The 24,979-nt window shown below is 65.4% G+C and carries 23 protein-coding genes; 8 read left to right on the top strand and 15 right to left on the bottom strand.

Annotation, left to right across the window (positions count from 1 at the left end; translation table 11 throughout):
• Window positions 1-21: 21 nt before the first annotated feature.
• From cpaB to AC1DVR_RS05700, 11 genes are all read right to left on the bottom strand, one after another.
• The gene (gene cpaB / locus AC1DVR_RS05750; RefSeq protein WP_477999582.1) at window positions 22-846 is read right to left on the bottom strand and encodes a Flp pilus assembly protein CpaB; all 825 of its coding nucleotides are present in this window, start codon (window positions 844-846) and stop codon (window positions 22-24) included.
• A 274-nt stretch (window positions 847-1,120) separates the two neighbouring features.
• Window positions 1,121-1,321 (bottom strand): Flp family type IVb pilin, encoded by a 201-nt coding sequence (locus tag AC1DVR_RS05745; RefSeq protein WP_477999581.1) that lies wholly within the window; start codon window positions 1,319-1,321, stop codon window positions 1,121-1,123.
• 556 nt (window positions 1,322-1,877) lie between these two features.
• A complete protein-coding gene (locus AC1DVR_RS05740; RefSeq protein WP_477999580.1) occupies window positions 1,878-2,804 on the bottom strand; it encodes a 2-hydroxyacid dehydrogenase in 927 nt (308 codons plus the stop codon).
• A 69-nt stretch (window positions 2,805-2,873) separates the two neighbouring features.
• Window positions 2,874-4,184, bottom strand: coding sequence for an NAD(P)/FAD-dependent oxidoreductase (locus AC1DVR_RS05735; RefSeq protein WP_477999579.1), 1,311 nt, complete (start codon window positions 4,182-4,184; stop codon window positions 2,874-2,876).
• A 5-nt stretch (window positions 4,185-4,189) separates the two neighbouring features.
• The gene (locus AC1DVR_RS05730) at window positions 4,190-4,546 is read right to left on the bottom strand and encodes a cupin domain-containing protein (protein ID WP_477999578.1); all 357 of its coding nucleotides are present in this window, start codon (window positions 4,544-4,546) and stop codon (window positions 4,190-4,192) included.
• A gap of 17 nt (window positions 4,547-4,563) precedes the next feature.
• Entirely contained in the window at window positions 4,564-5,253 is a 690-nt protein-coding gene (locus tag AC1DVR_RS05725; RefSeq protein ID WP_477999577.1) for an ABC transporter permease, read from the bottom strand.
• Window positions 5,250-5,963 carry an ABC transporter permease subunit gene (locus tag AC1DVR_RS05720; RefSeq protein WP_477999576.1) on the bottom strand — a complete coding sequence of 238 codons (714 nt, stop codon included), beginning with the start codon at window positions 5,961-5,963 and terminating at the stop codon, window positions 5,250-5,252. The genes AC1DVR_RS05725 and AC1DVR_RS05720 overlap by 4 nt, the downstream gene beginning before the upstream one ends.
• Window positions 5,964-6,021: 58 nt before the next feature.
• Entirely contained in the window at window positions 6,022-6,831 is an 810-nt protein-coding gene (locus AC1DVR_RS05715) for a transporter substrate-binding domain-containing protein (protein ID WP_477999575.1), read from the bottom strand.
• Between the two features lie 42 nt (window positions 6,832-6,873).
• Window positions 6,874-7,638 carry an amino acid ABC transporter ATP-binding protein gene (locus AC1DVR_RS05710; RefSeq protein ID WP_477999574.1) on the bottom strand — a complete coding sequence of 255 codons (765 nt, stop codon included), beginning with the start codon at window positions 7,636-7,638 and terminating at the stop codon, window positions 6,874-6,876.
• Window positions 7,639-7,656: 18 nt separating this feature from the next.
• Window positions 7,657-9,045 carry an aminotransferase gene (locus AC1DVR_RS05705; protein ID WP_477999573.1) on the bottom strand — a complete coding sequence of 463 codons (1,389 nt, stop codon included), beginning with the start codon at window positions 9,043-9,045 and terminating at the stop codon, window positions 7,657-7,659.
• 10 nt (window positions 9,046-9,055) lie between these two features.
• The gene (locus AC1DVR_RS05700) at window positions 9,056-10,447 is read right to left on the bottom strand and encodes an NAD-dependent succinate-semialdehyde dehydrogenase (protein ID WP_477999572.1); all 1,392 of its coding nucleotides are present in this window, start codon (window positions 10,445-10,447) and stop codon (window positions 9,056-9,058) included.
• A 225-nt stretch (window positions 10,448-10,672) separates the two neighbouring features.
• Here AC1DVR_RS05700 and AC1DVR_RS05695 point away from each other — a divergent pair, with 225 nt between their 5' ends.
• Window positions 10,673-11,155, top strand: coding sequence for an Lrp/AsnC family transcriptional regulator (locus AC1DVR_RS05695; protein WP_477999571.1), 483 nt, complete (start codon window positions 10,673-10,675; stop codon window positions 11,153-11,155).
• 115 nt (window positions 11,156-11,270) lie between these two features.
• Here the strand turns inward: AC1DVR_RS05695 and AC1DVR_RS05690 are convergent, their stop codons facing one another.
• The 3 genes from AC1DVR_RS05690 to AC1DVR_RS05680 all read right to left on the bottom strand — a co-directional run bounded on the left by AC1DVR_RS05690 (window position 11,271) and on the right by AC1DVR_RS05680 (window position 15,357).
• On the bottom strand, window positions 11,271-12,188 hold the full coding sequence (locus tag AC1DVR_RS05690; protein ID WP_477999570.1) for a hypothetical protein: 918 nt from the start codon (window positions 12,186-12,188) through the stop codon (window positions 11,271-11,273).
• Between the two features lie 70 nt (window positions 12,189-12,258).
• Window positions 12,259-14,169 (bottom strand): chorismate mutase family protein, encoded by a 1,911-nt coding sequence (locus AC1DVR_RS05685; protein WP_477999569.1) that lies wholly within the window; start codon window positions 14,167-14,169, stop codon window positions 12,259-12,261.
• 282 nt (window positions 14,170-14,451) lie between these two features.
• Window positions 14,452-15,357, bottom strand: a complete 906-nt coding sequence (locus tag AC1DVR_RS05680) for a LysR family transcriptional regulator (RefSeq protein WP_477999568.1) — start codon at window positions 15,355-15,357, stop codon at window positions 14,452-14,454.
• 159 nt (window positions 15,358-15,516) lie between these two features.
• Between AC1DVR_RS05680 and AC1DVR_RS05675 the strand changes: the two genes are divergently transcribed.
• The 7 genes from AC1DVR_RS05675 (at window position 15,517) to AC1DVR_RS05645 (ending at window position 23,441) form a co-directional block, all read left to right on the top strand.
• Complete coding sequence (locus tag AC1DVR_RS05675) at window positions 15,517-16,881, top strand: amidase family protein (protein WP_477999567.1); 1,365 nt, start codon at window positions 15,517-15,519, stop codon at window positions 16,879-16,881.
• Window positions 16,882-17,023: 142 nt separating this feature from the next.
• Complete coding sequence (locus AC1DVR_RS05670; RefSeq protein WP_477999566.1) at window positions 17,024-18,319, top strand: ABC transporter substrate-binding protein; 1,296 nt, start codon at window positions 17,024-17,026, stop codon at window positions 18,317-18,319.
• Window positions 18,319-19,119 (top strand): ABC transporter ATP-binding protein, encoded by an 801-nt coding sequence (locus tag AC1DVR_RS05665; RefSeq protein ID WP_477999565.1) that lies wholly within the window; start codon window positions 18,319-18,321, stop codon window positions 19,117-19,119. Before AC1DVR_RS05670 ends, AC1DVR_RS05665 begins: the two co-directional genes overlap by 1 nt.
• Window positions 19,112-19,876 (top strand): ABC transporter ATP-binding protein, encoded by a 765-nt coding sequence (locus tag AC1DVR_RS05660; protein WP_477999564.1) that lies wholly within the window; start codon window positions 19,112-19,114, stop codon window positions 19,874-19,876. Before AC1DVR_RS05665 ends, AC1DVR_RS05660 begins: the two co-directional genes overlap by 8 nt.
• Window positions 19,877-19,880: 4 nt before the next feature.
• The gene (locus tag AC1DVR_RS05655; protein WP_477999563.1) at window positions 19,881-20,768 is read left to right on the top strand and encodes a branched-chain amino acid ABC transporter permease; all 888 of its coding nucleotides are present in this window, start codon (window positions 19,881-19,883) and stop codon (window positions 20,766-20,768) included.
• Between the two features lie 8 nt (window positions 20,769-20,776).
• Window positions 20,777-21,835 carry a branched-chain amino acid ABC transporter permease gene (locus AC1DVR_RS05650; protein ID WP_477999562.1) on the top strand — a complete coding sequence of 353 codons (1,059 nt, stop codon included), beginning with the start codon at window positions 20,777-20,779 and terminating at the stop codon, window positions 21,833-21,835.
• A gap of 4 nt (window positions 21,836-21,839) precedes the next feature.
• Window positions 21,840-23,441 (top strand): GMC family oxidoreductase, encoded by a 1,602-nt coding sequence (locus AC1DVR_RS05645; RefSeq protein WP_477999561.1) that lies wholly within the window; start codon window positions 21,840-21,842, stop codon window positions 23,439-23,441.
• Between the two features lie 62 nt (window positions 23,442-23,503).
• On the opposite strand, the gene AC1DVR_RS05640 is transcribed toward AC1DVR_RS05645, so the two are convergent.
• On the bottom strand, window positions 23,504-24,604 hold the full coding sequence (locus AC1DVR_RS05640; RefSeq protein ID WP_477999560.1) for a class II histone deacetylase: 1,101 nt from the start codon (window positions 24,602-24,604) through the stop codon (window positions 23,504-23,506).
• Window positions 24,605-24,979: the final 375 nt, after the last annotated feature.

Here is a 24,979-nt window from a genome sequence, read left to right as displayed (position 1 = left end):
CTGCCACAAGGGCGGCTCGCCTCAGTTGTTGACTTCGACCACTTCGGTCGTGGTGCCGCGCCGCACGGTGATGGTCCGCTTGGGCGCATTCACCGGCACCGGGCTCTTGTCCTGCATCAGGTCATGCAGGCTGGTGTAATCCAGTTGCTTGTCGCTGACCCCGTCGAGCGTGCGCAAGGTCAGGCTCAGCGTTCCGGCCTTCTGCGCGAGGGCGAGCTTCTGGCTGTCCTCGGGCGAGACCTCGACGGTGACGGTGCGTGCGGTGCCGGTGGGCTTGTCCTTCTGCATGTCGCTGTCCTGATCGACACCCAGCACCCGGATCGCCTGCAAGATCGTGACCGAGCGGAGGTCGTCATTGGCGCCTTGGGTCAAAAGGATGTCGACCTTGTCGCCGGGGGTGACAAAGCCGCCCACCGCCGTCACCGCATCGACCTTGATCGCCATGGCGCGGGCATTGGGGCCAAGGTTCTGCACCAGCGTGACCTTGTCGCCAAAGCCCGAGACCTCCGAAGCCAGCACCAAGGCGCCGCTCGCCAGCGGGAATTTCATCCGGCGCGGATCGCCGCCCGCCTTGGGCAGCAGGTCGTCCATCTTCGTGAAGGCCCCCGGCGGCACAGCCGCCCGCGGCCAGGGCTGGTAATGCAGCATCTGCGCCTCGACCAGTTGGCCATAGCCGATGTCCTGCGAGGCCACGACGACATTGACCAGTTCCATCGCCGGATTGGGCTGGGCCGCATTGGCGGAGGCAATCGCCGATTGCTGTGCCAGATATTGCCGGGCGCCAAAGGCCGAACCCCCGGCAATTGCGAGGCCAAGCACGGAGACAAGGAAGGATCGGAGATTCATGGTGCGTCTCCCTGTGACGGGTCCGATATTGCAGACTCGCCCCGAGGCTTGAAATCTCAAGCTTCTGGTGGAAATTGCCGGGGCGCAGAAACGCGCCCCGGCATTCAGTGAAAGGTCGAAATTGACCGAACGTCACAGCGTGCAATTTCCAATTTGGCATTCGGCGCGGTCATGCGCAGCATGCTCCGAATAAGTTTTGGCTTTCGCCAAAATTCCACTCGCCGCTTTGGGGCGTGGTGTTGCCGGCGAGTGGGGATTTCCGATCATTGATCGATCAACCACCGGCAGCGGTGACCGAAGCATCCATCTGGCCGCTGGCGGTGCCCATGATGGATCCGACGCTGCCGGACAGGGTGATCAGGGCGCCGGTGCCCAGAGTAACGGCAAGAACGAGGGCAATGCCGTATTCAACGAGGGTGACGCCCTCTTCGTCGCGATGGAAGCGGGACACGAGGTTGCGGACTTTAGTGAACATTTCCAAATCTCCATGATGCCGTTTTAATGGATGAACCGGAAAAATTCGCCGGGCGCCGAACCCAAAGGGCAGTCTCGCGGTTCCCCTTTACCTTTTATCAATTTCATCGGTCGCGCATCGTCGAAACAGATGAGAAATTCCCTTTCAGGTTGATTTATCGTCGCGACCCGCGGGTCTTTCAGATGGGAAACGCCAAAGTTGCACTAAGTCGAATCAAGCGGTGCAGGGAGGCCTGGATTTCGCGGACAAGACGCCGCCCCATTTCAAAGCTTCGAGGCGCCCCTCGATATCAATCACCCGCCGGCAACATGAATAACATGGCCTCCGCAAACGCCTGAGCGGATGCTTTTGACATTGGCCCCGTGTTTCCTTCGGCGGGAGCGAGCGTTCGGGGCTGAGGTTTGCCCCTCTGGTCGGCATCGGCATCGGGGGCTGTTGCGGGTAACGCGCTGCCAGGTCGTGTTGCGGGGCGAAGGTTCGGGTGAAGGTGGCGGGGGCTGCCACCTGGCTGGAAATGCATGAGCCGTGTGCTGCGGGGCCGCCAATGTCCCTCTGGTCAATAGGCGCGGGTACGCTCCACCAGGCCGGGCAGGGGTTGGCCGCGCTGATGGGCCTGCAGGACGTTGATCGCGTGGCGCGCCAGGCTTTCGGGGCGGGTCTGGCAGGCGACATGGGGTGTCACGATCACACGCGGATGCTGCCACAGCGGGTCGCCGGGGGTCAGGGGTTCGGGGTTGGTCACGTCAAGCATGGCGCTGGAGAGGTGGCCCGTGTCCAGCGCGTGGCGCAAGGCGGTCGGGTCAAGCTGTGCGCCGCGTCCGACATGGACGAGGGAGGCGCCCCTGGGCAGCCTGGCAAAGAGATCGGCGTTCAGGATGCCTCGCGTCTCGGCCGTCAGGGGCAGGAGGCAGACCAGAATGTCCGTCTCGCGCAGGATCGTCTCCAGTCCCGATGGCCCGGACAGGCAGCGCAGGCCGGGCACCGTGCGGGCGGAGCGGCTCCATGCGGAAAGCGGGAAGCCGAAGCTTGCCAGCGCAGAGGTCACCGCAAGCCCCAGATGCCCCAGCCCCAGCACGCCCACGCGCCGCTCGGCGGCGAGGCGAACCGGAAGTTCCTGCCACAGCTCGGCGCGCTGCTGTCCGACATATTCGGGCAGATTGCGGTGGCAGGCCAGGACCGCCATGCAGGCATAATCCCGCATCATCGAGGCGAAATCCGCATCGACCAGCCGCACCGGCCTGACTTGGGGCGGGAAGGCGGAAAGGTCGAATTGATCCACCCCGGCGCCGAGAGACAGGACCAGTTCCAGATTGGGATAGCGGGTGAAGAGGTCGGGCGGCGCCTGCCAGGTTACCAGATAGCGCACCTCGGGGCCGGCCACGCTGTCAGCGCCGATCCGCACCGGGATCTCGGGACAGGCTGCGCCCAAGAGCTCGGCAAAGATCGCCCCGCGCGCGGGATCGGAGTTAAAGAGGAGGGTCATCGCTTGCCCCTTGTTCAGGACGGCTGGTTTCACGGGCGGTCGTGCGACCGCCCGCAACGGGCTGCGCGGTCACGCCGAGGTTTCGACCTTGCGCTGGGTTTTGCGGTCCTGCCAGGCATACCAGGCAAAGACCGCCGGAATGAACCAGGGCTTGCCACGGTAAAGCGGGACCGCGGGCGGGGCTTCGAGGTCAAAGGCGCTGCGGGCGCCCTCGGCATCGTTCAGGACCGCCCTTGCGGCCTTCTTGCCCAGCCAGCGCGCCCAGACCACGCCCGAGCCGCAATAGCCCGTGGCATAGACCCGGCCCGCGCGGCGGAACAGTTTCGGGATCATGTGCCGGTTCATCGCGACATTGCCGAACCAGCTATGGGTGATGGCGACCTCGGCCAGTTCGGGGAAGATCCGGGCCAGCTCGCGGCGCAGGTGCAGGGTCGGCGCCATCGGGTCGCCCACCGTGGTGCCGTCACGCCCGCCAAACAGGATGCGCTGACCGTCGGGCGAGGGGCGGTAGTAATAGCTCAGCTTGCGCATGTCGCCGTACATCATCCGTTTCGGCATCAGGCGGGCCATCACCTCGGGCGCAAGCGGTTCGGTCGCGATGATCCGGCTGCGCACCGGGACCAGACGGCGGCGCAGCCAAGGGTCGGCCGCGTCGGTATAGCCATTGGTGCACTGGATGACCTGACCCGCTGTCACCTTGCCCCGGTCAAGGCGCAGGCGGAAGCCCTTGCCCTCGGCCTCGATCGACTGCACGGCGGTCTCTTCGTGCAGGGCGGCACCCAAAGACAGGGCATGCGCCACCATGCCGGCGAAGAGCCGGGCCGGGTCGAGCCCGCCGATATCGGGCCGGACCATGCCGCTGCGATAGAACGCGGTGCCGATCACGTCCGATACCGCGCCCTTTGGCAAGGCATAGGCTTCGACCCCCAGCACCCGGTTCAGCAGCTCGGCCTTGCGGTCCAGCGTGTCCTGTTCGGCCTGGGTCAGGGCCCCGTCGAAATGGCCGCTCAGGTGAAAGCCGCAGTCGATCTTCGCTTCCGCGAGATAGCGCCACAGATCCTCGCGCGCGGATTTGCCCTCGTGCAGGATGGCAAGGGCGCGGGCCTCGCCATAGGTCTTGGTCAGGGCGGCATGGCTCGGGCGGATCGAGCCGCTGGTCATGCCGCCGTTGCGGGTCGAGGCGCCTTCGCCCAAGCGCGCCTTGTCAAAGACCGCGACCGAGCGGCCGGCGGCGGCCAGTTCGATGGCGGCGGCGATGCCGGTATAGCCGCCGCCCACAATCGCCACATCCACGCTTTGCGCCAGCGGCGTCTGGCCGATTGCCGGCAGGGGGGTGGCATCCCACCAATAGGGCGTGTTCCTCGGGCTGTCCTGTGTCATCGCCCTCAATCCTTGGAGACCCAGAGCTTGCGCGTGGTCTCGATCACCCGCCAGGTGCCGACAAAGCCGGGGTTCATCACGAAACTGTCGCCCGGCCCGATGCGGCGCGGCGGCTGGCCGTCCTCGATCAGCTCGGAGATGCCCGAAAGGATGGTGCAGAACTCCCAAGTCACGCCCTTGATCGAGCGGTAGGCGCCCGGCGTCGCCTCCCAAATGCCGGCGGTCACGGTGCCGTCGGCGTTCTGCGCCAGATCCCAGGTGCGGAACTTGGGCGCGCCTTCGACCAGACGGTCGGGCAGGGGGGCGCCGTGGCGCGGTTCGGGCAGGTCGGCTTCGAGGGGGAAGAAGGTCAGAAGGCTCATGTCAGGGTCCCGTTATGTTAACGCATGCCGCGGGTCGTCTGGCGTTCCAGAAGGTAGAACAGCCCAAGGCACAGCAGGTTGATGGCAAGGTAAAGCAGCGAGGCGATGGCGAAGATTTCAAAGATCGCGAAGGTCTGGCTCATCAGGCGCTTGGCCTGACCGGTGATCTCCAGCACGGTGATGGTGGAGGCGAGGCTGGTCTCCTTCACCACCGTGATGGCTTCGGAGGCATAGACCGGCAAAGCGTTGCGAAAGGCGAGCGGCAGGCGGATGCGGCGCAGAAGTGTCGTCGGGCTCATCCCCATGGCGAGGGCGGCCTCGATCTGGCCGGAGGGTATGGCCTGAAAGGCGGTGCGGAAGATTTCGGACGTATAGGCCACGGTGTTCAGCACCACCGCCAGTTCGGCGCAGAAGAGCGCGTCGCGGAAGAACCACCAGAGCGCCGGGGTCTGGCGGATGAAGGCGATCTCGCCAAAGCCGTAGTAGATGATGAAAAGCTGCACCAGCATCGGCGTGCCGCGGAAGAGCCCGGCATAGCCATCGGCCAGGCGCGAGACCAGCCGATGCGGATGCAGCCGCAACAGCGCCATGCCCAGACCCAATGGCAGGCCAAATGCGATGCCGACGAGGGCGATCTTGACGGTGACCACGGCGCCGGTGGCCAGAAGCGGCAGGGCCATCGCGATGAGGGCGGTGTCGATGATCATGACCGGCCTCCGAAACCAAGGTTCAAGGCGCGTTCGGCGCGACCGAACAGAAACTGGCTGACCACGGTGATCAGCAGATAGAGGAGGGCCGCGAGGATGTAGAAGACCAAAGCGCTGCGGGTGATGCCGGCGGCGATGGCGGCGACCCGCATCATCTCTTGCAAGCCCACGACCGAGACGAGCGAGGTGTCCTTGACCGTCATCTGCCAGACATTGTTCAACCCTCCGATGGCCGTGCGCAGGGCGAGGGGCGCGATGATCCGGTGAAAGGCCACCCAGCCCGACATGCCAACCGCCTCTGCCGCCTCGATCTGGCCATGGGGGATGGCCTGCAACGCCGCCCGGAACACCTCGATCGAATAGGAGCAGGAGATCACGCCGATCGCGATGACCCCCATCAGGAAGGGCACGAGGCTGCCGTCGCCGCCCAGACGCAGGGCATTCAGGACCGCCTCCACCGTCTGGATCGAGCCGAAGAAGATCAGATAGATCACCAGAAGCCCCGGCACCCCCCGGACAAGGGCAGAATAAAGCGCCACCAGCGGCGACAGCACCGGCACCTTGCGCCAGCGCAGGATGGCCAGGGGAAATCCCATCACGATCCCCAGCGCGGTGCCGAGCAGGGCGGCCACGATGGTGATGGCCGCCCCCTTGAGCAGGGCAAGGGCCCAACCCTGTGCGATCAACAGGGTCAACAGGTCAGTTCGCATCAGGGGTACTCCGGGGCGGGGCGCGACGGTCACCCGTCGCGCCGTCGTTCAGGCAGGGTTACTTGGTGCAGGGCAGCGAATAGTCTTCCCCGAACCACTTTTTGCTCGACGCGGCAATGCTGCCATCCGTGATCAGGTCACAGACCGCAGTATCCAGCTTGGCCTGCAGTTCGGTATTGCCCTTTTTCAGGCCGACGCCCATGCCGTAGCCCAGGGTTTCATGGTCGGCGGTCGGCAGGATGCGGACGTCGATCTTGGTGAAACCGGCACTTTCCGGCGTCTTGAAGAAGTCGACCCAGGTCGGCGAGTCGCTCAGGGCCGCATCCACCCGGCCTGCGGCCAGATCGGCCAGCTGCTGGGTCGTGGCCTCATAGGTGTTCAAGGTGGCCTCCGGCGCCATCTTGGCGACAAAGCGCGAATAGGTCGTGCCGTTGACGACGCCGACGGTCTTGCCCTTCAGCCCGGCGAGGATCGTGGCAAGGTCGGGGGCCGAGGCGAGCGGCGAATCCTTGGCGACCACGAAATACTGCGGGGTCGAGGCATAGGGGATCGAATAGTCGATCTTCTCGCGCCGTGCATCGGTGATGCCAAGGCCGGAAATGATCACGTCAAAGCGATCGGAATCCATCGAGGGCACCAGTGTGCTGAAGGACTGGACGACGAACTTGCAGGTCATATCCAGTTTCTTGCAGATCGCATTGGCGACATCGGCGTCAAAGCCGGTCACATTGCCGCTGGCATCGGCCATCGAGAAGTTGGGCGCATCGCCCTCGGTCCCGATCCGCAAGACGCCGTTGTCGGCCAAGGCCATGCTGCCAACCGAAAGCGCGGCTGCGGCCAGAAGTGTGGTGAAGAAGGTCTTTTTCATGATTTTCCCTGTGTTTTTTGCGTGGATCTGACGTTTGCTGGCCTAGTGGCTGCCAGAGAGGAACCGCCTGACGGCTTCGTCGGCGGGATTGCGGAAAAGCTCTTCGGGGGCGGCGTCCTGCAGGATCTTGCCCCGGTGCAGGAACACCATCCGGTCCGAGACTTCGCGCGCATAGCGCATCTCATGGGTGACCTGCAGGATCGTGTTGCCCTCTTCGGCCAGAAGCCGCAGCACCTTGAGCACCTCGCCGACAAGTTCGGGGTCAAGCGCCGAGGTCGCCTCGTCAAACAGCATGACGCGCGGCCGCATGGCCAGAACGCGGGCGATGGCAACGCGCTGCTGCTGGCCTCCCGAGAGCTGAGAGGGATAGCGGGAGGCAAGCGATGCCATGCCGACTTTCTCCAGCGCGGCAAGGCCCGCCTCGCGGGCCTCGGCCTTGGATTGACCGAGGACATGGATCAGCGCCTCGGTCACGTTGCCAAGCGCCGTGCGGTGCGGCCAGAGGTTGAAGTTCTGGAACACCATGCCGACGATCTGGCGGATCTCGCGGATCTGCCGCCGGTTGACGACCGACAGCGCGCCATTGCTGTCCTTGGCGATGGATACGCCCTTGTCAAAAACCTCGACCGTGCCGAAGTCGGGCATTTCCAGAAAGTTGATGCAGCGCAGGATCGTGCTTTTGCCCGACCCCGATGCCCCGATGAGCGAGACGACCTGGCCCGGCGCCATGGCGAGGTCAATGCCGTCAAAGACCGTGACCGGGCCGAAGGACTTGCGCAGGTTCAATACCCTCAGGGCGTGTTGCATCGGTTTGGCGTCCTTCGGTCAGCGGGCGGGCAGGCTGTCGGTGACGGAGGCCACGGCGGCGATGGTGATCTCCATCATCTCGTCGATCTCGGCCCGGGTGATGACCAGAGGCGGCGCGAAGCCCAGGATGTCGCCGTGCGGCATCGCCCGTGCGATCAACCCGCGTTCGCGGCATGCGGCCGAAATCTTGGCCCCAATGGTCAGGGCCGGATCAAAGCCACGCCTGGTCTCTCGGTCGGCCACAAACTCGATGGCGGCCATGAGGCCAACCCCGCGTACTTCGCCCACGAAGGGGTTCTGGGCGAAAGCCTCCTTCAGCCGCTTGTTGAGGTAAGCGCCGTTTTCAGCCGAGCGGAGGGGCAGGTTTTCCGCCTCGACGATATCGAGCACCGCATTGGCCGCCGCAGCGCCGATCGGATGGCCCGAATAGGTATAACCGTGGGAGAAGCTGCCAACCTTGGCGGTGCCTTCGGCCATGACCGCAAAGACCTTTTCGCTGACCAGACAGGCCGAAAGCGGCACATAGGCCGAGGTCAGGCCCTTGGCCACGGTGATCAGGTCCGGCTCGATCCCGTAAAGGTCCGATCCGAACATGGCGCCGGTGCGCCCAAAGCCGGTGATCACCTCGTCGGCGATGAGCAGGATGTCGTAGCGGCGCAGCACGGCCTGGATGGCGGCCCAATAGCCAGCGGGCGGCGGCACCAGACCGCCGGTGCCCAGAACAGGCTCGGCGATGAAGGCGCCCACGGTGTCGGGGCCTTCGCGCAGGATCATCTCCTCCAGCTCACGCGCGCGGCGGGTCGAGAAATCGGCCTCGCTTTCGCCCGCTTCCGCGCCGCGCCAGTAATGCGGCACGCCGGTGCGCAGGATGCCGCTGACCGGCAGATCCATATGGTCGTGATAGAAGCTGAGGCCGGTCATCGACCCCGCCACCACCGAGCAGCCGTGATAGCCACGGTCGCGCGAGATGATCTTCTTCTTCTGCGGCAGGCCGCGCAGGTTATTGTAATACCAGACGATCTTGGCCTGGGTCTCGTTGGCGTCAGACCCCGACATGCCGTAAAACACCTTGGACATCTTGCCCGGCGCCATGCGCACCAGCCGGTCCGACAGCCGGGCCAGCGCCTCGGTCGTGTGGCCGGCATAGCTGTGGTAATAGGCCAGCTGATAGGCCTGCCGGGCGATGGCCTCGGCCACTTCGGTGCGGCCATAGCCGACGTTCACGCAATACAGCCCGGCGAACCCGTCGATATATTCGCGCCCCCGGGCGTCGGTGATCCGCACGCCCTTGCCGGTCTGCACCACGGTCGGCTCCGGCCCGGTGCCATCGGCATGGCCCTTGAGATAGGTGAAGGGGTGCAGCACGGCGCCGCGGTCCTGACGGATGATCTCTTCGATATCTTGCATGGTGATTTCCTTAAGCGGCCAGGCCGCCAAAACAGACGTATTTGAGTTCCATGAATTCGCTCAGCCCGTGGCGCGAGCCTTCGCGGCCCAGACCCGAGCCCTTCCAGCCGCCAAAGGGGATCGGCGCGCCGGTGAAAGAGGCGGTGTTGACCGCGACCATCCCGTATTCCAGCACGGCACTCAGCCGCATCGCGCGGCCGAGGTCGCGGGTGAAGACATAGGCCGCGAGGCCCATCTCCGAGGCATTGGCGCGGGCGATGACCTCGGCCTCGGTCGAAAAGCGCATCAGCGCCGCGACCGGGCCAAAGGTCTCTTCACGGGTGATGCGCATGCCGTCCTGCACCCCGGCCAGAACGGTGGGGGGCACGAAATTCCCGCTGGCCAAGGGGCGGCCGCCGGTCAGCAGGGCGGCGCCCTGCGCCAGCGCATCAACGATCTGCGCATCGCAGGTGTCTACCACCGAACGGCGGGTCATCGGGCCGATCTCGGTGCCCTCGGCCAGCCCCGGCCCGACGCGGAGCTGGGCCACACGGGCCGCAAAGCGGCTGGCAAAGGCGTCGTGGATGTCGTCGTGCAGGTAAATCCGGTTCGCGGCGAGGCAATCCTGCCCCGAGGTGGCGAATTTCGCGGCCAGACAATCCTCGATCGTCTGATCCAGATCGGCATCGGGAAAGACGATGACCGGCGCATGGCCGCCAAGCTCCAGCGAGACCTTCTTGATGGAGCGCGCCGCCTCGCCCGACAGGATCGCCCCCACCCGGGTCGAGCCGGTGAAGCTGATCGCGCGCACCCGGACATCGGCGGTCAGAACGCCGCACAGCGCCGCGCCGTCGCCGGTCAGCACCTGTAACACGCCCTTGGGCAGGCCCGCCTCTTCGGCCAAAGCCTCTAGGGCGAGGGCGGACAGCGGGGTTTCCTCCGCCGGTTTCACGATGACCGTGCAGCCCGCCGCCAGCGCCGCCGCCGCCTTGCGCGCGATCATCGCGGAGGGGAAATTCCACGGCGTGATTGCCGCCACCACGCCCACCGGCTGCATCGAGACGACGAGCTGTCGGCCCGGTTTATGCGCGGGGATCGTCTCGCCGTAAGCGCGCTCGCCCTCGGCGGCAAACCAGTCGATGAAATCGACGCCATAAAGGATCTCGTCGCGGGCCTCGGCCAGGGGTTTGCCCTGTTCAGCCGACAGGATCACCGAAAGGTCACCCACATGGTGGCGGATCAGATCGGCCCAGCGGCGCAGCATCCGGCCCCGGTCGCGGGCCAGCATGTCGCGCCAGCCCGGAAAGGCTGCCGCAGCGGCATCAACCGCCCGCTCTGCGTCGCTAGGCGCGCAGCGGGCGACCCGGGCAATCTCGACACCCGAAGCCGGGTCCAGAACGGGATCGCTCTCCGTCCCGGCCATCCACAGACCGCCGACAAAAGCGCCAGCACGCAACAGCTGCGGGCATTCAAGGCGCATCAGAGCCAATTGAGCATGAGGGGGCGTCGCAAGCATTGGCTCTCCAATTCGTTTGGCCTAGTGCAGTTTAACTGTCTTCTTCAGCTGAATTTCTGCGTAGGCTTTCCCGACGCCGCAGCTTTCCAGCGAAGAGAGGCAAGAAACGATGCATTTCTGCGGATGGGACCGATGAAGCTCGATCGACTGGACGCCAAGTTGCTGAACGCGTTGCAAAGCTCGAACCGGCAAAGCTCCGAGGAGTTGGGGGCCTTGGTCGGTCTGTCGCCCACGGCGGTGCAGCGCCGCCTGAAACGCCTGCGCGATGGCGGGGTGATCGAGGCGGATGTCTCGGTCGTAAGCCCGCGGCATGTGGGCCTGCCCTTGGCCATGTTCGTTCTGGTGACGCTGGAGCGCGAACGGGCCGACATCATCGACCGCTTCAAGCAATCGATCCGCAACACCGCCGAGGTGATGAACGGCTATTACGTCACCGGCGACGCCGATTTCGCGATCATCGTGACGGCCCACAGCATGGCGGATTACGAGCAGTTCACCCGCAAGTTCTTTTACGAGAACCCGGATATCAAAAGCTTCAAGACTATGGTGATCATGGACCGGATCAAGACCGGTTTCACGCTGCCGATCGACCCCGCCGATTTTGACCGGGTCTAGGGTCAGGCGCCATCGGTCCTGTATGTGCGGCATTCAGCCTCCGGACGGAGACCGAACGCCGGGCCACGTTTTCTGACTGATGGAGGCGCAGAGGGCGCGTCTGAACCCTTCTCGCCTAGCGCAGCCATTGATAGACTGATCGGGCCCGCGCGTCGGTTGAACCCGCAATCGCCTCGCGCGCCGCGGCAAGGGTCGACGCGTCGGCGCCGAAGTGATCGGACCGGCCCGGGCGCTTTTCGTCGCCATCGAAGACCAGGCCATAGATATTGCGGCTGGCCACGTAGGAGCGGACCTTCGGATCCGGTATCCTTGGCAAGGCGGCCAGAAGGGTCCGGCCCAGCGTCGCGACCAGTTTCGCGTTCTCGGCGTGGTCAAGCATCTCCAGATCGATATCGGCGAGCAGGGTGATGGCGAGGCGCGGATTGGTCTCCGGGTCGAGCGCGATCCGGGCGACCGCCAGGATCGCCTCTTGCGGCGCGTCATGGAGGTGGTCGCGGTACCGGGCCAGGAAATAGTCGCCCCAGAGGTCATGCGCGCTCTGACGCGCCGCCTCGGTCACCTGCAGGAGATGCGCGGCGCTTGACGCATCTTGGGGCGCCGCTTCCGCCTCGGCCTCTTGCGCCATGGCCGCATCCACGGCGAAGTCTGCGGGATAGACGCCACGGGCGCCGGCAAAAACCGCGTCGAGCGACGGCGCACCGGGGGCCACGGCGTCCAGAAGGAAGGTTTGGCCCCGCACCAGCACCTCGGGATCGATTGGCGGGGGGGCGGCCATCCCCAACGGGTCCAGTCCGGTCTGGCGCAGGGTCACGGTCGCAAGGCCAAACTCCGGCGCCGGGCCATCCGACTTGAAGACCCGCTTGATGTCGACCCGCATGATGATCTCACGCGACAGGCCGGTCACGGGATCCTGCGCCTCGTCTTCGATGTTGAGCGCGGTCACCTGAAACTCCAGCAGATGGGTCGCCGAGATCAGCGCCGAACTTGCCGTCGGATCGACAGGGCTTTGCCAATGGGTGTTTGCTTCGGGCACGACGTCCGTTCTCCCTTGATCGGAGGCAATCGCGCAGGCAAGGAATGCCAGAACGGTGGCCGCCAGAATTCTACTGCGCATTCCAGGACAATCCTGCTGCGACGCCCGAAGGCGGGCGCACCTCGACGTGATTGGCCTGGGCGTCTTCCATCGGGTCCTTGGTGCTTGCCCCCGAGATGGTGATCGTATGCGGCGTGGTCACGGTCAGGGTCGCCGGGCCACCCGCCGGCCAGACGACATCCCAGACCCCGCGGATCTCCCAGGTGAACATGCGCTGTGCTGCATAGACGCGTTCGGCCATCTTGTCCGACTTGCCCCGGGTCTTGTCGCGGTTGGTCCAGAAGGCGAAACAGGCGACGAAGCGGTACTGGTAGTCGATCCGGTTCATCACCGCATTGGCATTGGCGGCATGGGTCCGCGGTGCCGGTGTACCCGGAGAGTCGATGCAGCGCGTCGTGAAGCGGATGCCGACCGGCCGGTTGGTGCGGGTCGAGGGATCGGCCTGGCTGCGGGTCATCAAGGCGGTGTCGGCGCCTTCGCCATGTGGGGTCAGGCCGCTGTCCAGAAGCGGCAAGGCATAAAGCACGGGCGCCGGATCGCCCGGCAGGAATGTCCCTCCGGCGCCGGTCGCAGCCCCCGGGTTCGACACCGCGTTCAGGCTGTAACGGTGATCGGTGGGCGGCGCCACCGTCGTGTCGCGGTACATGAAGAGGACGTTGCGGATCGCCACGTTGTTGATCAGCCCGCAAAACACCTGATCAAGCCCAAGCCGCCCATCGGCGCCGCCGCCCGTCACATCCGAAATCAGCTCCATCGCGCAGCCCGCCGCCGCCAGCGTTGCGGCGCTGAGCGGGGCAGGGCCCCAGGCGCCGTTGTCGACCCTCAGATTGGTGTTTCCCCGCACGACATTCAGGTTCGCTGTATAGGCGGCCGATTTGTCCTGCACCACCGTTGCATTGGCCAGAACCAGGTTCAGGCAGATCGGCGCGTGCTGGGGATCAAACTTGTTGTCGCCGGTGCAGGACACGAAGGGGCGGATGTGGAACGACCCCTTGTTGTCGGCTTTCAGCGTGGCTTTGGTCACATCGCCCTGCGGCGTGACGGTCGGCAGGGCGCCCGCGCCGCCCAGTGACGCGTGATCGGCCGCGTTCCTGTCGACATGCCAGTGGATCGGCAAGCCCGCCGGGGCGGCTGTCAATTCCAGCTTGGCCTCAAGGTCCTTGGCCTTCATCAGAACGATCGGCAGGTTGGCCGCGAAGTCGGTGGAGGCGCTGGTGATCTCCAGCACGTGATCGGCGGGGGCCGCGAAACCGGCACGCACCGTGTTCGGGGGCGTCGGCTTGACCGTGACCTTGATCTTGGTGAATTTGAACACGGTCAACTTTACCTCCGCCGTCACGTCGGGACAGCCCGCCTGAGAGCGCACGACCTTCAGGGTTTCGCCTTCGTAAATCGCCGAAGCGGCGGCTCCGGCGGTGACCGTCACGGTCGCCGTGGTGTCGTTGGAAAGGGTTACCTTGCCGCTGGCAGTGGTCCACTTGTAGCTGCCCGAACTCGATCCATCCGGATCGACCGCCTTGAAGGTCTTGGCCTCGCCAACCGTCAGGATGCGGCACTTGGCCTCGATGGTGACGCTGGCCGGGCAGGTCGGTTTGGGCTTTGGCGCGGGTTTCGGACCGGGAGGGGGAGGATTGGGTTTGTCACCGCCCCCGCCGCCCCCACCACCGCCGCCCCCTCCGCCATGCTCGGCCGCAGGACGCTCCAGCTCCGCCACCCAGACCTCGCCGTTGGCGATGGCCGCGGCGAGGAGTTGCAGGAAGCCGCGGTGCGTCGGATGCTGGATGCCCAGGTCGCGCGCCCAGCGCCGCGCGTTCGACATGACCTCCGCCGGCAGGGTTTGGCTGCGCAGGAAGCGCAGGGCTTCCTCACGGTTGATGAAACGGCGGCGAATGCGGTCCGCTTCAGGTTCGTGCCAACCCATAAGTTCGAATCGGCTTGGTGCGTGGCCAATTCTGATGCCCATTGCTCAACGGCCCCGCGTCAATGGATCACATGCACTTGAAGCGATCATATGGACTCGCCCCCTCAAAGGCAACGTGGAACCGCGACCAGGCCAGAGCGCCGACGGGCGATCTTCCAGCGTTTGGCCGTGCTTGCGCGGGTGGCCGCAACCGAAGGCGGGTTGCGCTCCGCACGGGTCGGCGCTGGGGCGTCGTTCCGATGTAGGGTGCAGCGTCAGGCCCGGCGCGCCAAGGCGGGCGCTTCAGGTGTTGACGTAGCGCAGCTGCACATGGGCTTTCAGTTCGGCGATGAACTCGACGACATTGGGGGGTTTTTGCGCGCCGTAGCGGTCGGCGGTCACCAGGTTGGGCGCGGGCAGGGCCTCGCGTAGGCGCAGGCGCCGGGTGTTGGTTTCGCTGGGCAGCGGGGAGGCCGGCCACAGGTTCAGGATCGTCGCCCCGAACCCTGCCGCCACCGCGCGGATCACCGTTTCGTAATGGCTGCTGCGAAAGCCGATGGTCGGCTTTTGGTCGGCGTAATCAAACAGCGTCATCAGATAGCTTGAGGTCAGGGGCAGGCTCAGCAAAGACACCGGCGCCGTCACCAGATCATTGATCGAGATATCGTCAAACCGGGCCAGCGGGCTGTCGATATGGACCATCGCATGCGGCGGGGCGCGGCAGATATGCTCCAGGGGGCAGTCAAAATCGGGGCCGAGGTCATAAAGCACCGCAATGTCGATCTCGCCACGATCAAGCGCGCGTTTCAGCGAGACCTGATCCGTCTCGATCAGGGTGATCTCGAAAAAACCGATGCGCTCGCGCAGTTTGCGCATCACGTCGATCATCATGATCGGGCCGAAGGGTTCGAAACACCCGATGCGCAAAGGGCTGCGCGGCACGCTGGAGGCGCGCAGGGAATGGCGGAACTCGCGCTCGGCGGCCAAGAGGCGCCCTGCGGCGGCCAGATAGCGTTCGCCGACCGCCGTCATGACGACGCCGCGCCCCTTGCGCCGGTCAAAGATCTGCGCCCCGGCGTCCTCTTCGGCCAGGTCGATCGCGGCGAGGATGGAGGATTGCGAAATGCTCAGCTCCTTGGCCGCCCCCGAGATGCTGCGCGCGGCCTGCACGGCAAGGACATATTGCATCTGGCGGATCGAGGTGCGCATCGAGGGTACCTATTTTCTACGTATGTTCGTATCATATTTTGCATTTTACAATCTTGATTTTCACCTGCAGCATCAAAGTCTCAACCTGACAACCATCGGACAAGCACTTTGCCAGACGCTGCAAAAACCCCTCTTGAGGGCGCCGGAGACCTATGCCTTTTGACCAGCGCGGAGCTGGCCAAGGCCTATGCCGATGCAAGCCTTTCGCCGGTCGACGTGGCCCGGCAGGCCCTTGACCGGGCGGAAGAGGTCAACGGCAGGCTGAACGCCTTCACCTTCATTGACCACGACGGCGCGCTGGCCGCGGCGCGGGCGTCGGAAGCGCGCTGGCGTGCCGGGGCGCCGCTGTCGGCAGTGGATGGCGTGCCGGCGACGCTCAAGGACATTGTGGGCGTCAAGGGCTGGCGCGTGTGCTACGGATCGGGTGTCACGCCGCGCGAGGTCGGCACCGAGGATGCGCCCAGCGTGGCCCGGCTGAGGGCGGCGGGGCTGGTGTTTCTGGGGGCCACGACCACGCCGGAATTCGGTTGGAAGGCCCTGACCGACAGCCCGGCCTTCGGGATCACCCGCAACCCCTGGGACGCGGGGCTGACGCCCGGCGGATCTTCAGGCGGGGCGGCGGTGGCGGCGGCGACCGGGGCGGGGGTGTTTCACCTCGGCACGGACGGCGGTGGCTCGATCCGGATTCCGGCGGCCTTCACCGGGATCTGCGGCATCAAGCCGAGCTTTGGCCGGGTCGCGGCCTATCCGGCCAGCCCGTTCGGCACAGTGGCCCATATCGGGCCGATGTGCCGGCGCGCTGCGGATACCGAGGTAATGCTGGGCCTGATGTCAGGCCGCGATCGGGCCGACTGGTTCCAGGGCGAGGCGGTCTTTCCGGCCCTTTCGCCGCAGGACATGTCCCCCACGGGCAAGAAGGTGGGCGTCTGGCGCCGCCCGCCCTCGGGCACGGTGGCGCCTGAAGTGGCCGCTCGGTTCGAGGTGAGCCTGGCCGATCTGGCCGCTGCCGGGGCCGAACTGGTCGAGGTCGATCTGCCGATGCGGGACGATTTGCTCGACATCTTCAACTGGCACTGGATTTCCGGTGCGCGCCGCAGGCTGGACATGCTGGGCGCGGTCGATGCCACGAAGATCGACCCCGGCCTGATCGAGATGGCCGAAGTGGCCAAGGGCTGGTCGGCCTCGGATTACATCGCCCATGTCGGCCTGCGCGCCACCTATGGGGCGGCGATGGACCGGCTTTTGGGCGCACTTGACTACCTCGTTTCGCCCGGGACGGCGGTTCTGCCTTTCGCTGCGGGCTGCGAGGTGCCGCCGGGCAGCGGCCTGCCGCGCTGGATCGAATGGGCGGGCTTCAGCTATCCGATCAACCTCAGCCAGCAGCCTGCGGTCTGCGTGCCGGCCGGGACCAGTTCCAGCGGAGTGCCGCACTCCTTGCAGATCATCGCCGGGCGCGGAAAGGACTCCGCGGTCATGGCCTTTGCCAAATGGTGGGAGGGGCGGCACCCGGCCTATTTCCTTTAACCCACCTCTAAGCGGGTCGCGCCCCAAGGCGCCGCCCGCATCCCTCGCCCCGGCAAATCGGGTGCGGGCAAGATCAAAAGACAAGTCGATCAACCGACGAAACCCAACACGGCGCCAAAACCGCCCCAACAAGGAGAGAACCATGCTGAACCGACGCTCCATCATGATGGGAGGTGCCGCCGCGAGTGCGGGCGCTGCCCTGCTGGCCGGTCTGAACGAAGCCAAGGCCGAGACCGCCGCCGAAGCCATCGCCATCGGTGCTGCGCTGCCGATGTCGGGGGCCGCTGCGGCCGACGGGATCGAGTTCCAGAACGGCCTCACCCTCGCCATCGAAGAGATCAACGCCATGGGCGGCGTCCTTGGCCGCCCGCTGGAGCTGCATGTCGAGGATACCGCCGACATGGGGGCGGAAGTCGTGACCCAGTCGATGCAGCGTCTGGTCGACAAGTTCAACACGCCGGTCATCGTCAACGGCTACAACTTCGGCACCGGCATGGTCGAAATGGATGTGGCCGCCGATAACGACGTGGTCTTCATCCACTACAACACGCTGATTTCGCACAACACCAAGTTCAAGACCGACCCCGAGCGCTACTATGGCTCCTTCCAGGGCGACCCGCCGGAGTTCTACTATGGCCCCGGCCTTCTGACCTATCTCAACGAGCTGATCGAGACCAAGCAATGGACGCCCGCCAACCGCAAGCTGGCCATCGTCACCTCTTCGGCGGAATATTCCGTCGTGATCGCCAACGCGATCCGCGACAATGCCAAAGAGTTCGGCTGGGATATCTCGCTGTATGAGGCGGTGGGTTTTCCCAACAACCAATGGGGGCCGACGCTGGCCAAGCTGCGTCAGGACCCGCCGGCGATTGTCGCGGTGACGCATTTCCTGCCGCAGGATCTGGCGGCCTTCATGACGCAGTTCATTCCGCAGCCGACCAACAGCCTGATCTACATGCAATACGGCCCCTCGCTGCCGGCGTTCAAGGAAATCGGCGGGGCTGCGGTCAAGGGCGTGCTTTATTCCACTGTGGTCGGCTGTCTGCCCGACAAATTCTCGGAAGCGTTCCGCACCACCTACCGCGCGAAGTTCGGGCCGACGGCGGCCTACCTCACCGGGTCGCAAACCTATGACGGCTTGTGGAAATGGGCACTGTCGGCGGCCATTGCGGGCGGCCCCGGCGCGCCGTTTGACAAGGATCAGGCCAAGAAAGTGGCGGCGGCGATGAACAAGCTGGTTTATCGCGGCGTCAACGGGGTCTGCAACTTTGACCCCGATGGCCAATCGGCGATGACCTATCCGGCCCAGACCGCCGATGCCTCGCTCGGCATGCCGCACCAGTTCCTGCAGCATCAGGATCTGACCCAGGACCCGGTTCTGGTGGCGCCCCCGGCCTATGCCAAGGGCAGCTTCGTGATGCCGCCCTGGATGTCGTGATGACCGAGGCCGGACAGGCCCCGCTCCTCGCGTGTCAGGATGTCTTTCGCCACTACGGCTCGCTTGCGGCGGTGGATGGCGTGTCCATGACGGTGATGCCCGGCGAGGTGCTGGGCATCGGAGGACCCAATGGTGCCGGCAAGACCACGTTCTTTGACGTGATCACCGGCATCACCGCGCCATCCGGGGGGCGCATCACCTTTGACGGGCATGACATCACCGAGATGGGGGCCGACCGGATCTGCCATCTGGGCGTCGCGCGGACCTTTCAGCTCAACGCCGCCTTCGATCATCTGACGGTGGAGGAGAACGTCCAGGTGGCGGCCCAGTTCGGCCGCCACGCCCGCCGCTTTCCGGGCCTGCGCCTCAGCCCCGCCACCCGTGCCGCCACGGCGGAGGCGCTGGAGTTCGTCGGCCTTTCAGCCAAGCGTCAGACCCGCGCCAGGGACCTGCCGGTGTTGGACCGCAAGCTTCTGATGATCGCCGGGGCCATGGCGACCCAGCCGCGCATGGTGTTTCTGGATGAACCCGTGGGCGGGCTCAACGCCGAGGAAGTCGACCGGATTCAAGAACTTGTGCGCAAGATGTGCGCGCAGGGGATCACGATTGTGCTGATCGAACATGTGATGCGCTTTTTGCTGACCCTCTCGACCCGGGTGCTGATCATGCACCACGGCAAGCTGATCTTTCAGGGCCCGCCCTCTGCCGTGGCCGAGGATGCCACCGTGGTCGAGACCTATCTGGGCAAGGGCGCAGCCGAACGTCTGCGCAGCCATTTCGGAGGGGCGGCCCATGTCTGAACGCATGTCTGAACCCATGTCTGAACCCGTGCCTGATCCTGAAGCCGCACCCGCTTTGGCGGTGGACGGAATGCATGCGGGCTATGACGGCCCCGATGTGCTGCACGGCATCACGCTGGCGGTGCCCAAGGGGCAGATCGTCACCGTGGTCGGCCCGAACGGCCATGGCAAATCCACCCTGCTGCGGGCAATCTCGGGTCTGGCGCGGCTGCGAAAAGGCCGGGTCCTCGCGGGCGGGGCCGAGATACAGGCCCTCAAGCCGCATCAGATTGCGGCGCAGGGCATCGTCCATGTGCCGCAGGGCGACCTCTTGTTTCCCGAGATGACGGTCTACGAAAACCTGCTGATGGGGGCCTATTGCGTCGCGGATCGCGACACGATCGCCCGAAGGCTGGAAGAGGTCTATGCCCTTCTGCCGCGCCTGAAGCAGCGCCATGGCCAGTATGCCTCCTCTCTTTCGGGGGGTGAGCGGCGGATGGTCGGTATCGGGCGCGGGCTGATGGCGGGCGGGGCGGTAATGATGATCGACGAACCCTCACTGGGCCTGGCCCCGCTGGTCATCGAGCAGATCTACGAGGTCATAGGCCAACTGCGCGCCGAGGGCCGCACGATCCTGCTGATCGAGGAGAACCCGGCCCGCGTCGCCGACCTGAGCGATGTGATGCATCTGCTGGATGACGGGCGGATCATCTGGTCCGGCCCGCCGCACGAGATCCTCGCGCGCGGTGAACTTCTTTCCACCTATCTGGGAGGCTGAGGCGATGGACGTTTTCTTCGCGATCCTTGTGACCGGTCTGACGAACGGCGCGCTTTATGCGCTGGCGACCATCGGCCTGTCGCTCGTCTGGGGCTCGATGGGGATGCTGAACATGGCGCATGGCGCGATGCTGGCGCTGGGCGGGTATCTGGTGTTCACCGTGGCCACCTCGCTGGGCCTGCCGGTCTGGCTGGGTTTTCTTGCGGCGGCGGCGGCGGGGGCACTGTTCGGGGTGGTTTTGTACCTGACGGTGGTGCGCACGCTGCTGAAAGCCGGCGGGCCGGGGTTTGAAACCTCGGTCATGATCGCCACGGTGGGGATTTCCATCGCGCTGCAGAATGCGATCCTGCTGGTCTATGGCGGCCAGCCGCTGCGCCAGCCCTTCAATGTGGAAGGCGGGATTGCGCTGGCCGGCGGCGGGGTGATGCCGATGCTGAATGTGGTGATCGTGGTCGTCTCGCTCGCCGTCATGGCGGTGGTGGGGCTGGTCGTTTCGCGCAGCCGGATGGGGCGGGCGATCCGGGCCACGGCGCAGAACCGCGATGCGGCGCTGCTGATGGGCGTGCCGGTGGAACGGACCTACATGCAGGTGCTGGCGCTGTCGGGTGCCCTGGCCGGGCTTTGCGGCGTGCTTTTAAGCGCGGTGACCCAGCTTTCCCCGACCCTGGGCGCCGACCCGATGCTGAAGGCCTTCATCATGTGCGTGGTGGCAGGACTGGGCAATCTGCCGGGGGCAGTGATCACGGCCTTCGGCCTCGCCCTGATCGAGGCCGCGGTGCAGTTCGGCCTTGGGGCGCGCTGGGGCTTTCCGGTGCTTCTGATGCTGGTCATCGCCATTCTGATCTGGCGTCCGAACGGTCTGTTCGGTCGCGCCCAAATCCGCCGGATGTGAGAGAGAACATGACCGATATTCCCCAAGACATCCCGCAGAACCCGCCAAGGAATGGGCTTGATCCCAGGGTGCGGCTCGACATCGCCATTGGCCTTGTCTTTCTGATCATCGCCGTCGCCGCCCCCTTCATGATCGACAGCAAGTATCTGATCGGCCAGCTGATTGTCGGGCTGTTCTGGGCCTCGATCGCGGCGCAATGGAACCTGCTGTTCGGCTATGCCGGGGTGTTCAGCCTGGCGCAGATGGCGGTTTTTGCGATGGGTGGCTATGGCACGGCGATGACCTCGATCTACTTTGGCTGGCCGATCTGGGGCGCCATTGCGGCGGGGGCGGTGCTGGCCACGGTCTTCTCGGTTCTGGTGGGGCTGGCCTGTCTGCGGTTGCAGGGCGTCTACGTGGCGCTTCTGACCTTTGCCATCGCCAATGTGATCTACCTGCTAATCACCACCGACACCGCCTGCTTCCGGATGCAGGGCACGACCTGCCTGCAATTCTCCGGCGGGCCGGCGGGGTTTGCGCGCTTCGGCGATTTCGGGATGCGTCAACTGTTGCGCGGCAACTGGGTCCTGGGCAATTATGCCATCGTGCTGGCGGGCTTCGTTCTGACCATGCTCGCTTCGTGGATCATCATCCACAGCCCGATGGGCCTGGCCTTCAAGGCGCTGCGCGACAACCCGGGCTACGCCATCGCCCGCGGCATCAACCGGTTTCACACCCAGCTTCTGGTGTTTGGCATCTCAGCCTTTTTCACCGGGCTGACCGGCGGGCTTTATGCCGCGCATTTCAATGCGATCGGGCCGAATATCTTCTCGGTCGCGACCCTTCTCTTCATCATGGCGATCACGGTGGTGGGCGGGATCGGGTCGTTCTGGGGGCCGGTGATCGGGACCGTCCTCCTGATGGTCGCGGATGAGTTCATGCGCGACATGGGGCAATTCCGCACCCTCGGCCTTGGCCTGATCATCGCGGTCAGCGTGGTGGCCCTGCCGCGCGGCATCGTCGGGCGGCTGGCGGATTTCATGGGCAAAAGGCGCGCGCGGGCCGCCGCTGCTGCCAGCAAGGAGTAATCAGATGTACGACACAATCATCGTCGGCGCGGGCTCTGCGGGCTCGGTCCTGGCCAACCGGCTGTCCGCCGACCCGGCGCGCAAGGTGCTTTTGCTCGAGGCGGGGGGCGAGCAGCCGATCAACGCCAAGGTGCCCTCGGACTGGGTCACTTTGTTCAACACCTCGGCCGACTGGGGTTATTACACCGTGGCGCAGGCGGGCTGCCGGGGGCGGCGGATCTTCTGGCCGCGCGGCAAGATGATCGGCGGCTCGGGCGCCATGAACGCGATGATCTACATCCGCGGTCTGCCGTCGGATTTCGACACCTGGGCGGAGATGGGCTGCAAGGGCTGGGCCTGGGCCGATGTGCTGCCCGACTTCATCGCGATGGAGAACAACCAGAACCATAGGGCCTCCGCCCTTCACGGCACCTCGGGGCTGTTGCATGTGCAGGACAGCCCCTATCTGCACCCCTACGAACACGCCTGGGTCGAGGCCGGGGCTGCGGCGGGCTATCCGTCCAACCCCGATTTCAACGGCGAAAGCCAGGAGGGCTTCGGCTTCTTCCAGATGCTGATCAAGGAGGGCGCCCGCGCCGGCACCAGCCGCACCTTCCTGGAACCCGTGCTCTCGCGCCCCAACTTGACGCTGAAGACCAAGGTCCTGATCACGCGCGTCATCGTCGAAGGCGGCCGGGCCACCGGGGTCGAATACCTCGACAAGGGGGTACTGACCCGGGTTGCGGCCTCGAGCGAGGTGGTGATGGCCGCAGGTGCGATCGGCACGCCGCAGATCCTGATGCTGTCCGGCCTTGGCCCGGCAGGGGAGCTGAAAGGCGTCGGCGTCGCCCCGGTGCTGGACGTGGCCGAGGTGGGCAAGAACCTGCAGGATCATATCAACGTGGCCTTCAGCTGTTACACCAAGGCGTCCGAAGGCATCGGCGCCTGGGATGAGGCTTTCCTGAACGAGACCTTCGCCGAATGGCGCGACAAGAAGACCGGCCCGCGCACCTCGGCCTGGGTTTCGGCGGGGGCGCATGTGCGCTCGCGCCCGGATGTGGAACCGGATCTGCAGCTTTACGGCGCCGTCTCGCCGCACCGCGACTATGGCCGCTTTCTCAGCTCGCGTCCCGGGATGGTGTTTCACGCCACCCTGCAGCGCCCCAACAGCCGGGGCGAGATCCGTCTGCGTTCCGCCGATCCGGTCGAATACCCCGATATCGACCCGCGCTATTTCACCTCGGACCCAAGCGGCAGCGACCTTGCCACCATGGTCGAGGCGATCAAGATCCAGCGCCGGGTCGCGGCCTCGGAGCCCTTGGCCGGTCTCTTGGATGGCGAGATGCAGCCCTCGGTCGATTGCCAGACCGATGAGGAGATTGCGCAGTACATCCGGGGCCATTGCATGACGCTGTACCATGCCGCCGGGACCTGCCGGATGGGCAGCGATGCCGGGGCGGTGGTGGACAGTTCCAGCCTGCGCTTCAACGGGATCGAGGGGCTTTACGTCGCCGATGCCTCGGCCATACCACGGATGATTTCGGGCAATATCAACGCGACGACCGTGCTGATCGCGGAACGTGCCGCGCGGTCGATCCTGAATGGTGTGTTGGCCCGCGCCACCTGAGGGGCGCCTCGGACTTGCGCAAAGGGGCAGCGCCAACCGCTGCCCCTTTGCCTTGTGGCCCTTTAACGCAGGCCGTCCAGCAGCGCCGCCGCCTTGTCGATCACCTCGCTCTGCCAGGGCCGCAGCTCCTGGCCGGGATAGCCCGCGTATTCGCCGAGGAAAGGGTCGTCGATCGGCGATTTCAGGCCCGAAAGTTCTTCGACAACCGCCAGCCCGCAATAGGGCACATAGGCCGCCGAATAGCCGCCCTCATGCGTCATCATCAGCCGCCCGCCGCACAGATCTGCCGCCGCCGCCTTCAGCTTGCGGGTCATCTGCCGGTAGGTTTCGGAGTACAGCATCATGCGCCCCAAAGGGTCCGCCGCCGACCCGTCAAAGCCCGAGGCCACGATGATCAGATCAGGCCGGTATTTCTCCAGCGCCGGGATCACCACCCGGTCGAAGGCCGCCAGATAAGCGCCATGGCCCGAACCTGCCGGCAGGGGGATGTTGATGTTGTAGCCCAGTCCCGCGCCCTTGCCCCGGTCGCCCAGATGGCCGCTGTCATGGGGATATAGCCCCTCCTGATGCAGGGAAATCGTCAGGACGCCCGGATCTTCATAGAAAGCGCCCTGCGTGCCGTTGCCGTGATGGACATCCCAGTCCACCACCGCGACCCGCCCGAAGCCGTGCAGACCCCGCGCTTTCAGGATCGCCACCGGGATATTGCCGAAGAGGCAAAAGCCATGGCCCCGGTCGGCATCGGCATGGTGACCCGGCGGGCGCACCAGAGCGTAGCCGTTTTCCACCTTGCCCGACAGGACCGCATCCAGCACGGCAAAGGTCCCCCCCGCCGACAGGCAGGCGATCTCGTAACTGCCCGGCCCGAAGGGGGTGAGGTAGCTGGCGTCACCGCCCTGGCCATCCGACAAAGCCTTGATCTTTGCGATGTATTCTGCGGTGTGGAAGCGGCCCAGATCCTCCGCCGTCACCGGGGTGGATTTCAGCGGCACCAGCTGGTCGGTCAGGCCGGAGACCTCCATCAGGTTCTTGAAACGCCGCTTGGTTTCGGGGTTTTCGGCATGCTCTCCCGGTTCGATGGCAAGGCCCGGCGGGTAAAACAGCGCGGCCCTGCCGGTGTTGTGCCAGAGGTAAAGCTCGTGAAAGTTCCAGCCCGTCGTCATGATGCCCCCGTCAGCGCATGGTGGCCCGGACGGCGCTGGCCCCGCGCCGTGCCGAGGAAAGGTCAGGCCTTCTGCCTGACAAGACCTTGACTGTGGGAGGGAATGACAAACATGTAAAATGCAAAATATGCGCCTAGCATATACATGAACTGTAGTGGAGCGGAGCCGCTTGGCCACAGCGCGACCCGACCCGCCGCCTGTTCTCGTGGAAGGACTATTTCAGCGCGTCAGCCGCCCCGCGTCGCCAGACCACCATCGCCAAGGCATCCATGACCAGAAACGCATCCCGGCAGGCCTTCACGGATCAGCATACCGCGCTACGAAAAGGGGCGGGACTTTCGTCTCTTCACGATTGGGCTGCAGCCCCTTGCGAGC

This window comes from Rhodobacter sp. P2_H5, from assembly GCF_056403335.1.
This window is presented reverse-complemented; position numbering and strand designations above follow the sequence as displayed.

What these genes read in the sequence shown, in the direction of transcription:
- cpaB (WP_477999582.1), bottom strand. Translation starts at nt 846, where the DNA reads ATGAATCTCCGATCCTTCCTTGTCTCCGTGCTTGGCCTCGCAATTGCC.
- AC1DVR_RS05745 (WP_477999581.1), bottom strand. Translation starts at nt 1,321, where the DNA reads ATGTTCACTAAAGTCCGCAACCTCGTGTCCCGCTTCCATCGCGACGAA.
- AC1DVR_RS05740 (WP_477999580.1), bottom strand. Translation starts at nt 2,804, where the DNA reads ATGACCCTCCTCTTTAACTCCGATCCCGCGCGCGGGGCGATCTTTGCC.
- AC1DVR_RS05735 (WP_477999579.1), bottom strand. Translation starts at nt 4,184, where the DNA reads ATGACACAGGACAGCCCGAGGAACACGCCCTATTGGTGGGATGCCACC.
- AC1DVR_RS05730 (WP_477999578.1), bottom strand. Translation starts at nt 4,546, where the DNA reads ATGAGCCTTCTGACCTTCTTCCCCCTCGAAGCCGACCTGCCCGAACCG.
- AC1DVR_RS05725 (WP_477999577.1), bottom strand. Translation starts at nt 5,253, where the DNA reads ATGATCATCGACACCGCCCTCATCGCGATGGCCCTGCCGCTTCTGGCC.
- AC1DVR_RS05720 (WP_477999576.1), bottom strand. Translation starts at nt 5,963, where the DNA reads ATGCGAACTGACCTGTTGACCCTGTTGATCGCACAGGGTTGGGCCCTT.
- AC1DVR_RS05715 (WP_477999575.1), bottom strand. Translation starts at nt 6,831, where the DNA reads ATGAAAAAGACCTTCTTCACCACACTTCTGGCCGCAGCCGCGCTTTCG.
- AC1DVR_RS05710 (WP_477999574.1), bottom strand. Translation starts at nt 7,638, where the DNA reads ATGCAACACGCCCTGAGGGTATTGAACCTGCGCAAGTCCTTCGGCCCG.
- AC1DVR_RS05705 (WP_477999573.1), bottom strand. Translation starts at nt 9,045, where the DNA reads ATGCAAGATATCGAAGAGATCATCCGTCAGGACCGCGGCGCCGTGCTG.
- AC1DVR_RS05700 (WP_477999572.1), bottom strand. Translation starts at nt 10,447, where the DNA reads ATGGCCGGGACGGAGAGCGATCCCGTTCTGGACCCGGCTTCGGGTGTC.
- AC1DVR_RS05695 (WP_477999571.1), top strand. Translation starts at nt 10,673, where the DNA reads ATGAAGCTCGATCGACTGGACGCCAAGTTGCTGAACGCGTTGCAAAGC.
- AC1DVR_RS05685 (WP_477999569.1), bottom strand. Translation starts at nt 14,169, where the DNA reads ATGGGTTGGCACGAACCTGAAGCGGACCGCATTCGCCGCCGTTTCATC.
- AC1DVR_RS05680 (WP_477999568.1), bottom strand. Translation starts at nt 15,357, where the DNA reads ATGCGCACCTCGATCCGCCAGATGCAATATGTCCTTGCCGTGCAGGCC.
- AC1DVR_RS05670 (WP_477999566.1), top strand. Translation starts at nt 17,024, where the DNA reads ATGCTGAACCGACGCTCCATCATGATGGGAGGTGCCGCCGCGAGTGCG.
- AC1DVR_RS05665 (WP_477999565.1), top strand. Translation starts at nt 18,319, where the DNA reads ATGACCGAGGCCGGACAGGCCCCGCTCCTCGCGTGTCAGGATGTCTTT.
- AC1DVR_RS05660 (WP_477999564.1), top strand. Translation starts at nt 19,112, where the DNA reads ATGTCTGAACGCATGTCTGAACCCATGTCTGAACCCGTGCCTGATCCT.
- AC1DVR_RS05655 (WP_477999563.1), top strand. Translation starts at nt 19,881, where the DNA reads ATGGACGTTTTCTTCGCGATCCTTGTGACCGGTCTGACGAACGGCGCG.
- AC1DVR_RS05650 (WP_477999562.1), top strand. Translation starts at nt 20,777, where the DNA reads ATGACCGATATTCCCCAAGACATCCCGCAGAACCCGCCAAGGAATGGG.
- AC1DVR_RS05645 (WP_477999561.1), top strand. Translation starts at nt 21,840, where the DNA reads ATGTACGACACAATCATCGTCGGCGCGGGCTCTGCGGGCTCGGTCCTG.
- AC1DVR_RS05640 (WP_477999560.1), bottom strand. Translation starts at nt 24,604, where the DNA reads ATGACGACGGGCTGGAACTTTCACGAGCTTTACCTCTGGCACAACACC.